The organism is Halomonas sp. 3H (genome assembly GCF_024206005.1).
Classification (GTDB): domain Bacteria; phylum Pseudomonadota; class Gammaproteobacteria; order Pseudomonadales; family Halomonadaceae; genus Halomonas; species Halomonas campaniensis.
Map to the genome: position 1 here is coordinate 1 of NZ_CP100360.1, position 14,360 is coordinate 14,360.

Annotated in this window: 10 protein-coding genes; 6 read left to right on the plus strand and 4 right to left on the minus strand. The window is 66.1% G+C overall.

Going from position 1 to position 14,360, the window contains the following annotated elements:
- The first annotated feature begins 261 nt into the window (after window positions 1–261).
- The 4 genes from dnaA to gyrB all read left to right on the plus strand — a co-directional run bounded on the left by dnaA (window position 262) and on the right by gyrB (window position 6,540).
- On the plus strand, window positions 262–1,731 hold the full coding sequence (gene dnaA, locus NFC98_RS00005) for a chromosomal replication initiator protein DnaA (RefSeq protein ID WP_183329889.1): 1,470 nt from the start codon (window positions 262–264) through the stop codon (window positions 1,729–1,731).
- Between the two features lie 116 nt (window positions 1,732–1,847).
- Window positions 1,848–2,951 (plus strand): DNA polymerase III subunit beta, encoded by a 1,104-nt coding sequence (gene dnaN, locus NFC98_RS00010; RefSeq protein ID WP_254276239.1) that lies wholly within the window; start codon window positions 1,848–1,850, stop codon window positions 2,949–2,951.
- Between the two features lie 41 nt (window positions 2,952–2,992).
- The gene (recF, locus tag NFC98_RS00015; RefSeq protein WP_254277879.1) at window positions 2,993–4,108 is read left to right on the plus strand and encodes a DNA replication/repair protein RecF; all 1,116 of its coding nucleotides are present in this window, start codon (window positions 2,993–2,995) and stop codon (window positions 4,106–4,108) included.
- Between the two features lie 11 nt (window positions 4,109–4,119).
- Window positions 4,120–6,540 (plus strand): DNA topoisomerase (ATP-hydrolyzing) subunit B, encoded by a 2,421-nt coding sequence (gene gyrB / locus NFC98_RS00020; RefSeq protein ID WP_254277880.1) that lies wholly within the window; start codon window positions 4,120–4,122, stop codon window positions 6,538–6,540.
- Window positions 6,541–6,718: 178 nt separating this feature from the next.
- Here the strand turns inward: gyrB and gmhB are convergent, their stop codons facing one another.
- The 3 genes from gmhB to glyQ all read right to left on the minus strand — a co-directional run bounded on the left by gmhB (window position 6,719) and on the right by glyQ (window position 10,556).
- Entirely contained in the window at window positions 6,719–7,288 is a 570-nt protein-coding gene (gene gmhB / locus NFC98_RS00025; RefSeq protein ID WP_254276240.1) for a D-glycero-beta-D-manno-heptose 1,7-bisphosphate 7-phosphatase, read from the minus strand.
- Between the two features lie 239 nt (window positions 7,289–7,527).
- Window positions 7,528–9,594, minus strand: coding sequence for a glycine--tRNA ligase subunit beta (glyS, locus tag NFC98_RS00030; protein ID WP_254276241.1), 2,067 nt, complete (start codon window positions 9,592–9,594; stop codon window positions 7,528–7,530).
- Entirely contained in the window at window positions 9,594–10,556 is a 963-nt protein-coding gene (gene glyQ, locus NFC98_RS00035) for a glycine--tRNA ligase subunit alpha (protein ID WP_254276242.1), read from the minus strand. The genes glyS and glyQ overlap by 1 nt, the downstream gene beginning before the upstream one ends.
- A gap of 97 nt (window positions 10,557–10,653) precedes the next feature.
- Between glyQ and rfaD the strand changes: the two genes are divergently transcribed.
- Entirely contained in the window at window positions 10,654–11,610 is a 957-nt protein-coding gene (gene rfaD / locus NFC98_RS00040; protein WP_254276243.1) for an ADP-glyceromanno-heptose 6-epimerase, read from the plus strand.
- On the plus strand, window positions 11,603–12,652 hold the full coding sequence (waaF, locus tag NFC98_RS00045) for a lipopolysaccharide heptosyltransferase II (protein WP_254276244.1): 1,050 nt from the start codon (window positions 11,603–11,605) through the stop codon (window positions 12,650–12,652). Before rfaD ends, waaF begins: the two co-directional genes overlap by 8 nt.
- A 14-nt stretch (window positions 12,653–12,666) precedes the next feature.
- On the opposite strand, the gene NFC98_RS00050 is transcribed toward waaF, so the two are convergent.
- On the minus strand, window positions 12,667–14,343 hold the full coding sequence (locus NFC98_RS00050; protein WP_254276245.1) for a sulfatase-like hydrolase/transferase: 1,677 nt from the start codon (window positions 14,341–14,343) through the stop codon (window positions 12,667–12,669).
- Between the last annotated feature and the right edge of the window lie 17 nt (window positions 14,344–14,360).

Sequence of the window (14,360 nt, forward strand, 5' to 3'; positions counted from 1 at the left end):
TTTTTAAATGTGAAACAAGTGGTTGTATTCAGTGAAAATCGGTGGAGAAGTGGCGTGAAAGGCGTGTCAAAGCTGTTTGCGACCGGTGGACCCTATCGGCAGCGATCCACAGGCCCCAGATATCCCCAGGGCTGGGGGGCGGCTGTCCTGCCGTAAGGCGCAGAGTTTTCCACAGCCACCAAGGTCGTGGGCAAGCGTGTGGATAACCCGTGCCGTCAACGATACAATATGCGGTCGTTTTCCAACCGATGGTGAGGTCGCGTGTCGCTAGCTCTCTGGCAACAGTGTCTGGACACCCTGCAGGATGAATTGAGCTCCCAGCAGTTCAACACCTGGATTCGCCCGTTGCAGGCGGAGGAGGGAGAGTCGAACGAGCTGTGTCTGCTGGCACCCAACCGCTTCGTGCGGGACTGGGTCAGCGACAAGTATGCCAAGCGCATCGGGGAGCTGATGCGTGAGCTCTCGCCGGCCAAGCCCCCCAAGGTGGTGCTGTCGGTGGGCAGCCGCCGCACGGCCCCCAGGCCCCAGCCACGAGAGCTGGGCAACCCGGTATCGGCGAGCCCCAGGCGCCCTGCAGCCCCGGCGGTGCAGGTGCCGCCGCGAGGTGACGTGGGGGACGAACGCGAGATCGAGGCGCTGCGCGAGGAAGGGGCAGCCAGCCGGCGCGCCGGCGGCGAGCGTCAGGTGCAGGTCGAGGGTAGCCTCAAGCACAACAGTGGCCTCAACCCCAACTTCACCTTCGAGACCTTCGTCGAGGGCAAGTCCAACCAGCTGGCCCGGGCGGCCTCTCGGCAGGTCTCCGAGAACCCCGGGGGGGCCTACAACCCCCTGTTCCTCTATGGCGGCGTCGGTCTCGGCAAGACCCACCTCATGCACGCCGTGGGTAACGCCCTGGCCGGGCGTCGCGAGAACGCCCGGGTCGTCTACCTGCACTCCGAACGCTTTGTGGCCGACATGGTCAAGGCGCTGCAGCTCAATGCCATCAACGACTTCAAGCGCTTCTACCGAAGCGTCGATGCGCTGCTGATCGATGACATCCAGTTCTTCGCCGGCAAGGAGCGCTCCCAGGAGGAGTTCTTCCACACCTTCAATGCTCTGCTGGAGGGTGGCCAGCAGATGATCCTCACCTCGGATCGCTATCCGAAGGAGATCAGCGGCGTAGAGGAGCGGTTGAAGTCGAGGTTCGGCTGGGGGTTGACCGTGGCCATCGAGCCACCCGAACTCGAGACGCGGGTGGCGATCCTGATGAAGAAGGCCGATCAGGCCAAGGTCGAGCTGCCCCATGATGCCGCCTTCTTCATCGCCCAGAAGATTCGCTCCAACGTGCGTGAGCTCGAGGGCGCGCTGAAGAAGGTGATTGCCGACTCTCACTTCATGGGCAAGCCGATCACCCAGGACTTCATTCGAGAATCCCTGAAGGACCTGCTGGCCCTTCAGGACAAGCAGGTGGGCGTCGACAACATCCAGCGCACCGTGGCCGAGTACTACAAGATCAAGCTCTCCGACCTGCTCTCCAAGCGTCGCTCGCGCTCGGTGGCGCGGCCACGCCAGGTAGCCATGGCCCTGGCCAAGGAGCTGACCAACCATAGCCTGCCGGAGATCGGTGATGCCTTCGGCGGTCGTGACCACACCACGGTGCTGCACGCCTGCCGCAAGGTCCAGGCCCTGCAGGAGGAGAGCGCGGATATCCGCGAGGACTACAAGAACCTCCTCCGACTTCTGACCAGCTAGCGCTGCGAGCGTAGCCACCTGCCCCTGTTCCTGCTCGCCTGTGTTTAAATAACCGCCATGCCGTTCGGCCAGAGCCGCGCCGGCTGCAACCCTTCAGGACAAGACGTGGAGCCGACATGAAATTTTCCATCTCCCGCGAAGCTCTGCTGCGACCGCTGGCGCTGGTCGCCGGCGTCGTCGAGCGGCGCCAGACCCTGCCGGTCCTCTCCAACGTGCTGATCCAGGTGGACCAGGACCAGCTGGCACTGACCGGAACCGACCTGGAGGTCGAGCTGATCGGTCGGACCGTGGCCAGCCAGGTCGACGAGCCGGGTGCCGCCACGGTACCGGCGCGCAAGCTGATGGATATCTGCAAGTCCCTTCCCGACCAGGCCGAGATCCAGCTCTCCCTGGAGGAGGGCAGGGCGGTGCTGCGCAGCGGTCGTTCGCGCTTCACGCTCTCGACCCTGCCGGTGGCGGAGTTCCCCAACATCGAGGACAGCCAGGGCAGCGTCGAGCTGAGCCTGCCGCGGGGAGTCCTCAAGCAGCTCATCGATGCCACCTCCTTCGCCATGGCCCAGCAGGACGTGCGCTATTACCTCAACGGGATGCTGCTGGAGATACGCTCGAACCTGGTGCGCGCGGTGGCCACCGATGGCCATCGCCTGGCGGTCAGCTCGCGCCCGGCCGAGGTGCAGGTCGAGCCCGCCCAGAAGCTCATCGTCCCCCGCAAGGGCATCCTCGAGTTGGTGCGCCTGCTCGATGACGGCGAGGAGCCGGTCAGCCTGACCCTGGGGGCGAGCCATGTGCGCGCCCACACGGGCGACTTCACCTTCACCTCCAAGCTGGTGGACGGCAAGTTTCCCGACTACGAGCGGGTGGTGCCGCGGGGTGGCGACAAGGTATTCATCGCCGACCGTGCGGAACTGCGCCAGGTGCTGTCGCGAACCGCGATCCTCTCCAACGAGAAGTATCGTGGCGTCAGGCTCAACCTGGAGGAGGGCAACCTGAGGGTCATGGCCAACAACCCCGAGCAGGAGGAGGCCGAGGAGAATATCGCCATCGAGTACAGCGGTCCCGCCATGGAGATCGGCTTCAATGTGGGCTATCTGGTCGACGTGCTCAATGCCATCGATGAGGACCGCGTGCAGATGACCCTGGCGGACCCCAACAGCAGCGCGCTGATGGAGGAGCCGGGTGGCGGCGACGCCCTCTATGTCGTCATGCCGATGCGCCTCTGAGGCCCGGGTGGCACCCTGCGGGGTGCTGTTCCCCTGTGAACATGCCTCTAGACCGTCTCGTCTTCCAGGGCCTGAGGAATCTACAAGCCATTGATTTTGAACCCGGATCCCGGATCAACCTGATCAGTGGCGCCAACGGCAGCGGCAAGACCAGCCTGCTGGAAGGCATCCATATCCTCGGCATGGGCCGTTCGTTCCGCACCCGCAACATGCGCCATGTCATTGCCCATGACGGCGATGGCATGGTGCTTCACGGTCGTCTGGGCGGTGAGCCCCCGATACCCTTCGGCGTGCGCCGCCTGCGCAGCGAGAGCGAACTCGAGATGCGGCTGGCCGGGGAACGTATCACCCGTGTCTCCCGCCTGGTCGAGACCCTCCCCCTGCAGTTGATCAACCCCGATGCCTTTCGCCTCCTGGAGGGGGCGCCGGCCGGTCGGCGCGAGTTTCTCGACTGGGGTGTGTTTCACGTGAAACACGACTTTCTCGACGCCTGGCAGCGTGCCCGACGGGCACTGAAACATCGGAATGCCCTGCTCAGGCATGGTAGAATGGACGATGCTTCCCTGTCGGCCTGGGAGCAGGAGCTGGTGCAGTGGAGCGAGCGGATCGACGCCCTGCGCAGCGCCTGGGTCGAGGCCTTCCTTCCGGTCTTCGAGGAGACGCTGGATGGCCTGCTGCCGATCAGCGGGCTGCGGTTGCGCTACTCGCGCGGCTGGGACAAGCGCCGTGATCTCGCCGAGATCCTGCGCCAGGGGAGGGAGACCGACAGGCAGATGGGGTTTACCCAGCAGGGGCCTCAGCGGGCGGACCTCGCGATACGACTCGATCGGCGACCCGCGGTGGAAGTGCTCTCCCGCGGCCAGCAGAAGCTCGTGGTCAGCGCCCTCAAGCTGGCCCAGGGACGACTCCTGGAGGCCATCACCGGACGTACCTGCATCTACCTGATCGATGATCTCCCGGCGGAGCTGGACAGCGCACATCGACGCGTGTTCTGTCACTGGCTGGAAAGCATGCACTGCCAGGTGTTCATCACCAGCGTCGACCACGATGCCCTGGCAGATCTGTGGCAACCCGATACGCCTATCTCGGTGTTTCACGTGAAACGTTCGAGTGACGGGGCGGGGCACCTGGAGCCACTGGAACGACAGACTTCATGACGGAGCAGTCAATGAGCGAACAGGCCTACGATTCATCGAGCATCAAGGTACTCAAGGGGCTGGATGCCGTACGCAAGCGTCCCGGCATGTACATCGGTGATACCGATGACGGCACGGGCCTGCACCACATGGTGTTCGAACTGGTGGACAACTCCATCGATGAAGCGCTGGCCGGTCACTGCAGCGAGATCCGGGTGGTGATCCATCCCGATGAATCGGTCACCGTCAGCGACAATGGACGTGGCATTCCCACCGATATCCACGAGGAGGAGGGCGTGTCGGCGGCCGAGGTGATCATGACGGTCCTGCATGCCGGCGGCAAGTTCGATGACAACTCCTACAAGGTCTCGGGTGGCCTTCACGGCGTCGGTGTCTCGGTGGTCAACGCCCTCTCCGAGGAGCTCAAGCTCACCATCTGGCGGGCCGGCGAGGTCTTCGAGCAGGTCTATCATCATGGCGTTCCGGCGGCGCCGCTGGCGGTCGTGGGCAAGACCGAGAACAGCGGAACTCGCGTGCACTTCCGCCCCTCGCCGGAGACCTTCGCCAACATCGAGTTCCACTACGATATCCTCGCCAAGCGCCTGCGCGAGCTCTCCTTCCTCAACTCCGGTGTCGCCATCCGCCTGATCGACGAGCGTAGCGGCAAGGAGGAGCTCTTCCACTACGAGGGTGGCCTGGAGGCCTTCGTTCACCACCTCAATACCAACAAGGCGGTGCTCAACCCGGTGTTCCACTTCAACGCGGAGCGTGAGGATGGGGTGAGCGTCGAGGTGGCGATGCAGTGGAACGACTCCTTCTCGGAGAACATCTTCTGCTATACCAACAATATCCCCCAGCGAGACGGCGGCACCCACCTGGCGGGGTTCCGGGCCGCGCTGACCCGGACGCTGAACGGCTACATCGAGTCCGAGGGGCTGCTCAAGAAGTCCAAGGTGAACACCTCCGGCGATGATGCCCGGGAGGGCCTGGTCGCGATCATCTCGGTCAAGGTTCCCGACCCGAAGTTCTCCTCGCAGACCAAGGAGAAGCTGGTTTCCTCCGAGGTGAAGACGGCGGTCGAGCAGGAGATGGGGCGCCTGTTCTCCGAGTACCTGGTGGAGAAGCCCAACGAGGCGAAGGCGATCGTCAATAAGATGCTCGACGCCGCCCGAGCCCGGGAAGCTGCCCGCAAGGCACGTGACATGACCCGTCGCAAGGGTGCCCTTGATATCGCCGGTCTGCCTGGCAAGCTGGCCGACTGCCAGGAGAAGGACCCGAGCCTCTCCGAGCTCTTCCTGGTCGAGGGTGACTCGGCGGGTGGTAGTGCCAAGCAGGGGCGTGATCGGCGCACCCAGGCGATTCTGCCGCTGAAGGGCAAGATCCTCAACGTCGAGAAGGCACGATTCGACAAGATGCTGTCGTCTGCCGAGGTGGGTACGCTGATCACCGCGCTGGGCTGCGGTATCGGCCGCGAGGAGTTCAATCCGGACAAGCTGCGCTACCACTCGATCATCATCATGACCGATGCCGATGTCGACGGTTCCCACATCCGCACGCTGCTGCTGACCTTCTTCTTCCGCCAGATGTCACAGCTGATCGAGCGCGGCCATGTGTTCATCGCCCAGCCGCCGCTCTACAAGATCAAGCGCGGCAAGCAGGAGCTCTACCTGAAGGACGAGCAGGCGATGATCGACTACCTGACCACCACGGCGCTGGATGGCGCCCGCCTGCATGTCAATGCCGATGCGCCCGGCATTGCCGGCTCCCAGCTCGAGGCGCTGGTCAACGAGTATCGTGACGTCATGCGGCGCATCGATCGGTTGTCTCGCGTCTATCCCAATGAGGTGCTGCGCAAGGTGGTGCATGCGGCTCGCCTGGAAGGGGAGGCGAGCCTGCGCGACCGGGTCACCATGCAGCACTGGATCGACCAGCTGCAGGGCGAGATGGATGACCTGGTGGCCTACGAGGGCGGTCCGCGCTATACCTTCCGGCTGGAAGAGGACGCGGAGCGCAGCCTGTGGCTGCCTGCCGTGACCCTGGCGGCCCATGGTGTGACCACCGACTATGTCTGGGGGCTCGATTTTTTCACCAGCGCGGATTATCGCGCCATTGCCGGTCTCGGCGAGACCCTCGATGGCCTGCTGGAAGAGGGAGCCTACGTGGGGCGTGGCGAACGCAAGAAGCGGGTCACCACCTTCTACGAGGCCCTGGAGTGGCTGATGAGCGAGGCCCAGCGCGGACTTTCCCTGCAGCGCTACAAGGGGCTGGGTGAGATGAATCCGGATCAGCTATGGGAGACCACCATGAATCCGGACACCCGCCGCATGCTGCGGGTGACGATCGAGGATGCGGTCGCCGCCGACATGATGTTCAACACCCTGATGGGTGACGAGGTCGAGCCACGCCGTGACTTCATCGAGCGTAACGCCCTGGTGGCCAACCTCGACGTGTGATTCCGTGTTTCACGTGAAACACCACTGAGCGCCAAGCGCCAAGCGCCAAGCGCCAAGCAAAAGCCCGCCATCGTTGCCGATGGCGGGCTTTTGCTTGGCTGGCAGGTGAGGTCACAATCCTGCTGCAGCTTGCAGCTTGCAGCTTGCAGCTTGCAGCTTGCAGCTTGCAGCTTGCAGCTTATCCCTTCTCCTCGAGCAGCCAGTCGACGAAGCCCTCCAGGTCATCAAAGACCCGCGTCTCGGTGTGAGGTGAAGCCAGTTCGGGGTGCTTGGCCAGGGTGCGCTCACCCTTGCCGGTTCGGACCAGCACCGGATGGCAGCCCAGGGCATCACCGGCCTGGAGATCGCGAAGGCTATCACCCACCATCCAGCTCCCCTCGAGGTCTTCGAGGTCCAGGGCGTCACGAATCTGCACCAGCAGGCCCGGGAGCGGCTTGCGGCAGTCGCAGCCGTCATCGGGACCATGCGGGCACCAGGCGATGTGGGCAATCTCGCCGCCCGCTTCATGCACCAGGCGGTCCAGCGCGGCATGCATCTCGGCGAGCGCAGCCTCGTCATAGTAGCCCCGGGCAATCCCGGACTGGTTGGTGGCGATGGCCACCGTCCAGCCCGCACGCGTCAGCCTGGCGATGGCAAGGATGGCGGAGGGGTAGGGGATCCATTCGTCGATGGACTTCACGTAGTCATCGGAATCCCGGTTGATGACACCGTCTCGGTCGAGGATCACCAGGCGTTCGGCTGAGGACATGGGGAAGGGGTCTCCGGGTATCGGTGCATGACAAAACAGAGTGTTTCACGTGGAACACGCCACGCCAAGCGGCGAGGAGATCATGAGGAAGGAAGGTCAGCGACTGTCGGGGCAGGGCGAGTCCTGCCAAGGAGGGCTCGACTCCGGGCGGCGATGTTCCACGTGAAACAGTAGGTGGACAGGCGCGCATGAAAAAGGCCGGCAACGTTGGCTGCCGGCCTCGTGACACCGCAGGGCGGTTACTGCTGGAGCTGGGCGATATCCGCCACCTCGAGGAACAGCGCCCTCAGGCTGGCCAGGAGGGCGAGTCGGTTGTTGCGAACGGCCGTGTCATCGGCCATCACCATGACCTGGTCGAAGAAGGCATCGACCGGCTCGCGCAGGCTGGCCAGGGCGTCCAGCGCCTCAGCGTAGCGCCCCTCGGCGAACAGCGGCATGACGCCTTCGCGGCGGGAGCTGACGGCCTCGTACAGGGCCTTCTCGGCGGGATCCTGGAGACGTGCGACGTCCACCTCCTCGCCGACCGGACCCTCCTGCTTGGCGAGGATGTTGGAGACACGCTTGTTGGCGGCGGCGAGGGCGGCGGCCTCCTCACGGCTGGCGAAGGCGTGTACGGCGCGCAGTCGCCGTGCGAAGTCCAGCGGCCGGTTGACCGGGCGGGCACGTACGGCCAGGTAGACCTCGGCCTCGATGCCCTCGTCCTGCCCCCAGGCTCGGAAGCGGTCGAGCATGTAACCTAGCACTTCCTCCACCAGCCCTTCGGCATAGGGGAGCTCCTGGTGCTGGGCGGCGGAAAGCTCGAGGAGCTCGCGAAGGTCCAGGTCAAGCTCGCCCTTGATCAGGATGTTGAGCACCCCGATGGCGGCGCGGCGCAGGGCAAAGGGGTCCTTGGTGCCGGTGGGGCGGGCCCCGATGCCGAAGATTCCGGTCAGGGTGTCGAGGCGGTCGGCGAGGGCCAGGGCCATGCCGGTACGAGTCGAGGGGATAGCATCGGTCGCGAAGCGCGGCAGGTATTGCTCCTCGAGCGCCTGGGCGACCTCCCGGGGTTCGCCGTCATGCTCGGCGTAGTAGCGGCCCATGACGCCCTGCAGCTCGGGGAACTCCAGCACCATCTCGGTGACCAGGTCACACTTGGCCAGCTCGGCCGCGCGCCGTGCCTGGGCCACATCGCCATCGATGCGCCCGGCGATGAAGGCGGCCACGGCGGCGTTGCGGTGGGCCTTGTCGGCCAGGGTACCGAGCTGCTTCTGGAACACGACACCGGCGAGTTCCTCGATCCGCGAGGCCAGCGTGCGCTTGCGGTCGGTGTCGTAGAAGAAGGCGGCATCGGCGAGGCGGGGACGGATGACCTTCTCGTTGCCTTCGATGACCTGGCGCGGATCCTGGCTGTCGATGTTGGCAACGGTGATGAAGAGCGGCTTGAGACGACCCTCGCCATCCAGCAGGTGGAAGTACTTCTGGTTGGCCTTCATGGAGGAGATCAGGCACTCGGCCGGCACCTCGAGGAAGCGTTCGTCGAAGCTGCCGGTCAGCGCCACGGGCCACTCCACCAGACCGCTGACCTCGACGAGCAGATCCTCGTCGATCACCGCCGTGGCCTCCTGCACCTCGGCCTCGGACAGCACCTGCTCGCGGATGCGCTCGCGTCGCACATCGCGGTCGGCCAGCACCCAGGCGCCCTCCAGGGCCGCGAGATAGCCGTCCGCACCGGCCAGCTCGAGGGGCTCCGGGGCATGGAAACGGTGGCCACGGGTGGTCCGTCCGGCCTTGAGGCCCAGCGCCTCGGCCTCGATCACCTCGCTGCCGTAGAGCATCACCAGCCAGTGAGCCGGACGCGAGAACTCGACCCGGGAAGCGCCCCAACGCATGTTCTTCGGTACCGGCAGGCCAGCGATCGCCTTGTCGACGATGCCGGGCAGCAGGGTGGTGGTGGCCTCGCCCTGCTGCTGTTCGCGATAGCCGAGCCAGGTGCCCTTGTCGGTCTCGAGGTGGATCAGGTCGCTGACCTGGACGCCGCAGGAGCGAGCGAAGCCTTCGGCGGCCCGTGTCGGTTGGCCATCCTTGAAGGCGGCGGCCAGTGCCGGACCGCGGCGCTCCACCTCGCGATCGGGCTGCTTGTCCTCCAGCGCCTCGATCTGCACGGCGAGCCGCCGGGGGGTGGCATAGGCGCGCACTGGCCCATGGGCAACGCCGGCCTCGGCCAGGCCGCGCTGGATGCCCGTGGCCAGGGCGTCGGAGAGCGGGTCGATGGCGCTCGGGGGCAGCTCCTCGACGCCCAGTTCAACCAGTAGGGTGTTGGCAGCCATCACGCGTCTCCCTGTTCGGCAATCGATTCTTTGTCCAGCAGTTCGCGGCGCAGGGCCTCGGGGGCCAGCGGGAAGCCGGCGGCCTTGCGCGAGTCGTAGTAGGCGTGGGCCACGTCGCGGGCCATGGTGCGTACCCGCAGGATGAAGCGCTGCCGCTCGGTGACGGAGATGGCGTGGCGGGCATCCAGCAGGTTGAAGGTATGGGAGGCCTTGAGCACCTGCTCATAGGCAGGCAGGGGCAGGCCGGCTTCCAGCAGCTTGGTGCACTCACGCTCCTGGTGGTCGAAGGCCGCAAATAGGGCGGGCACGTCGGCATGCTCGAAGTTGTAGGCGGACTGCTCTCGCTCGTTCTGCAGATAGACGTCGCCGTAGGTGACTCGGGTGCCATCCGGTGCCACGGTCCAGACCAGGTCATAGACGCTGTCGACGTCCTGCAGGTACATGGCGATCCGCTCGAGGCCGTAGGTCAGCTCGCCGGTGACCGGGAAGCACTCCAGGCCGCCGGCCTGCTGGAAGTAGGTGAACTGGGTCACCTCCATGCCGTTGAGCCAGACTTCCCAGCCCAGCCCCCAGGCGCCCAGGGTGGGCGATTCCCAGTTGTCCTCGACGAAGCGGATGTCGTGGGTCAGCGGGTCGAGGCCCAGTCGCTTGAGCGAGCCCAGGTAGAGCTCCTGGATCTCGGCAGGGGAGGGCTTCATCACCACCTGGAACTGGTAGTAGTGCTGCAGGCGGTTGGGGTTCTCGCCGTAGCGGCCGTCGGTGGGACGGCGGGAGGGCTGCACGTAGGCCGCGTTCCAGGTCTCGGGTCCGATGGAGCGCAGGAAGGTGGCCGGATGGAAGGTGCCGGCTCCGACCTCCATGTCCAGGGGCTGCAGGATCACGCAGCCCTGTTCGGCCCAGTACTGCTGCAGGGCGAGGATCAGCCCCTGGAAGGTTGCCACGTCTGGCGTCGACTGTGTCATTGCGGAAGCACCGTTGGCCATGAATTCACGAGGCGTCAAGTATACAATCACAGGCAGATCGGTTATAGGCGCACGCCCCGAGACAGAGGAATCCTCCATGATCGTAGTGACAGGCGGAGCCGGCTTCATCGGCTCGAATCTGGTCAAGGCACTCAATGCCCGCGGCCACCATGACGTCCTGGTGGTCGATGACCTGAGTGACGGCACCAAGTTCGTCAACCTGGCCGACTGTACCCTCGGCGACTATCTGGACAAGGACGACTTCCTTGCCCGGATCAAGTCGGCACTGAACGGGCAGCCGTCCCACCTGCCGCCCATCGAGGCGATCTTCCACCAGGGGGCCTGTTCCGACACCACCGAGTGGGATGGGCGGTTCATGCTCGAGAACAACTTCGAGTACTCCAAGGTGCTGCTGCACTTCTGCCAGCGTGAGGGAATTCCCTTCCTCTACGCCTCGTCGGCGGCCACCTATGGGGGCAGCGAGGTGTTCTTCGAGGAGCCCGAGCACGAGAAGCCCCTCAACGTCTACGGCTACTCCAAGCTGCTCTTCGACCAGTACGTTCGCGCCCGGCATGACGACTTCACCAGCCAGGTGGTCGGCTTCCGCTACTTCAATGTCTATGGCCCCCGGGAGCAGCACAAGGGCAAGATGGCCAGCGTCGCCTACCACCACCATACCCAGATCAGCGCCGGCCAGAACGTGAAGCTCTTCGGCGCCTGGGAGGGCTACGACGCCGGCATGCAGAGCCGCGACTTCGTCTACGTGGGCGACGTGGTGGACGTGAACCTGTGGTTCCTCGACCACCCCGATGCCTCAGGCATCTTCAACCTGGGTACCGGCCGTGCCGAGCCATTCAGGGCGATCGGCGAGGCGGTGATCGATTTCCACGGCAGAGGCGAGATCGAGTACATCGACTTCCCCGACGAGCTGAAGGGGCGCTACCAGAGCTACACGCGCGCGGACATCACGCGGCTGCGGGAGGCGGGCTACGATCGCGAGTTCCGCACCGTGGCTGAGGGGGTGCGCGAGTATCTGGAGTGGTTGAATGGCTGAGGCCCTGGCCGCCCGCGGCGAGCGCTTCCTGGTGGTCGGCCCCTCCTGGGTGGGCGACATGGTCATGGCCCAGAGCCTGTTCATCACCCTGAAGATGCATCATCCCGGCTGCCGGATCGGGGTGGTCGCGCCCGCCTGGTCACAGCCGATCCTGGCGCGAATGGCGGAGGTGGACGAGGCGATTCCCCTGGAGGTGGGCCACGGCGAGCTCGGCTGGGCGGCGCGGCGAGCCCTCGGCGCCGCGCTGCGTGGCCGCTTCGACCGTGCCATCGTGCTGCCACGCTCCTGGAAGTCGGCGCTGGTGCCCTTCCTCGCGGGCATTCCCCACCGCATCGGCTTCACCGGTGAGCAGCGCTACCTCCTGCTCAATGAGCGGCGTCGACTCGACAAGGGTGTCCTCGACCAGACCGTCAAGCGCTTCGTGGCCCTGGGCCTGCCGGAGGCGCAGGTGGCGTCCGGTGACTTCCCCCTGCCGTATCCCCGGCTCGCCGTGGATACGGCCAACCAGGCGCGGCTGCGCGAGGCCCATGGCCTCTCGTCGCTGCCCGCCATCGGCATGATGCCCGGCGCCGAGTATGGTCCCGCCAAGCAGTGGCCGCTGGCCCACTACCGTGAGCTCGCCCGCGGGCTCGTCGCCGAGGGGTTCGAGGTGAGGGTGCTGGGTGGCCCCGGGGACCAGGCCGCCGGCGATACCATCAGCGAGGGGCTCGACGGGGTGCACAACCTGTGCGGCAGGACGCGACTGGCCGATGCCGTCGACCTGCTGGCGGACTGCGCGCAGGTGGTCACCAACGACTCGGGGCTGATGCACGTGGCCGCGGCCGTGGGGACCCGGGTGCAGGCCATCTATGGCTCCTCGTCACCGGCCTACACGCCGCCGATGACCGACCAGGCCGAGATCCACTACCTCGGCATCGACTGCTCGCCCTGCTTCCAGCGCCACTGCCCCCTGGGCCATACCCGCTGCCTCACGGAGATCCCGCCCGAGCGTCTGCTGGCTGCCGTGCTGGCGAGCCGCTCGGCGACCCTCGCCCGGGGCTGAGGCCCCCGACGCCGTCACTGCACCTCGGCGGGCGCCTCGCCGGTTGCGTCCTCGGGGGCTTCCACGACCTGCTCCTGAGGGGCGGGTTCCTCCTCACGACGCTCCGGCACCAGCCCCTCCCACAGGCGCTGCTGCAGTGCCGTCTCCTCGTGCATGCGGGCTGCCAGGTCGGCCTGGCCGTGGGACTCGAGCAGGGTGGGAGCCGGGGACAGCAGCGAGACCCCCAGGCCGGCGCGATGCTCGTCGATGACAAAGCCCATGGCCTCCAGGAGTGTCGGGAAGAGGTCGACCATGGAGGATTCACGGCGGGTGCGGGTGCCGGTCGCGATACCGGGGCCGAGCAGCATGAAGGTATTGTCACGCTCGCCTTGGGTCAGCTCGTCCCAGACGGAAACGCGCATGGTCAGGTGGTCGCTGGCGATCGCTACCAGGGTGTTGTCCAGCAGCCCGTCCGCGTCCAGTCGCTCGATCAGGTCGCGTGCCAGCCAGGCCGAACACTCCACCGAGTAGAGGATGTCCTGGCCGTCGAACTCCCCCTGGCGCTCTCGGCAAGCCTGGGACGGATAGCCGTTGGGCGCGTGGCCGGCGAGGCTCAGGTTGACCACGCCCCAGGGACCGTCGCCCTCGGCCTCCAGGCGCCTGATCTCCTCGACGGTAAAGTCGTAGAGGCTGTCGTCATAGAGTCCCCAGTTGTTGACGTAGTCGGGGTCCTCGAGCCGGGGGGCGAGCTCCTCCCGGCCCAGTACCGTCTCGAAACCATGGTCCTCATAGAAGATCCCCTTGCCGGCGAAGGCCTTGCTGGCACCGCCCAGGTAGGCGAGGCGATAGCCCTGCCCGGCCAGCACGTCGCCGAGGCAGTCAACGCCGGGGACGACGCGGCCCAGCGGCTCGAACTGGCTGTCGTGGAGCAGGCCGGCAGGCATCAGTGGCGTACCGCACTGGCTGGCGATCATCCCGGCCATGGTCCAGCCGGTGTTCTCGATCTGGCGGACCGCCTCGAAGACCCGACCCCGTTCACCGATGGCGTCCAGGTGGGCGTAGGCATCGCCGAAGCGCTCGCGGTCCGCGTAGGTGCGTTCGATGCTCTCCAGGTAGAGCAGCAGCAGGTTGGGGGGAGCGTCTGGGGCCTCGCGGATCGCCGGCGGGACATAGCGGCGATCCAGCCAGGCGCCGTCATCGGTGACGATGGCCGCACCGCGCTGGGTCATTCCGTAGAACAGCGGGTTGCTGGCCAGCAGCACCAGGGCCAGCAGCCGCTCACCCAGCCGCCAGCGGTGGTCGCGGCGGACCAGCCAGGTGAAGGACGCCAGCAGGGCCGCCATCGACAGGGTATAGAGGACCGCGGCCAGCAGGCGGTCGGTGCCGCCGTGGTCCGACATGCCCGCCTGCAGGTGGAAGAAGATCGCCCCCAGATCGACGATCCCGAAGCTGTCGGCCAGGTAGACGTAGAGCCCCCAGAGCGCGATGGGCAACAGCGACCAGGGCCAGACCCTGGCGGGCCGGCGGGAATGCCGTGGAGCGCCCCAGCGCAGCAGCCAGCCCAGCCCGAGCCAGGCGGCGGCGACCGGTACCAGGCCCCAGGGCGGCAGTCGGGTGACGGCCACGGTGGCATGGCCGATGCAGAGTCCGATGACGAGCAGGGCCCACCAGCGTGGCTGGCGAAGGGGTGTGGTCAGGAGGCGGCTGGTCATGAGGGGATCATCGGATG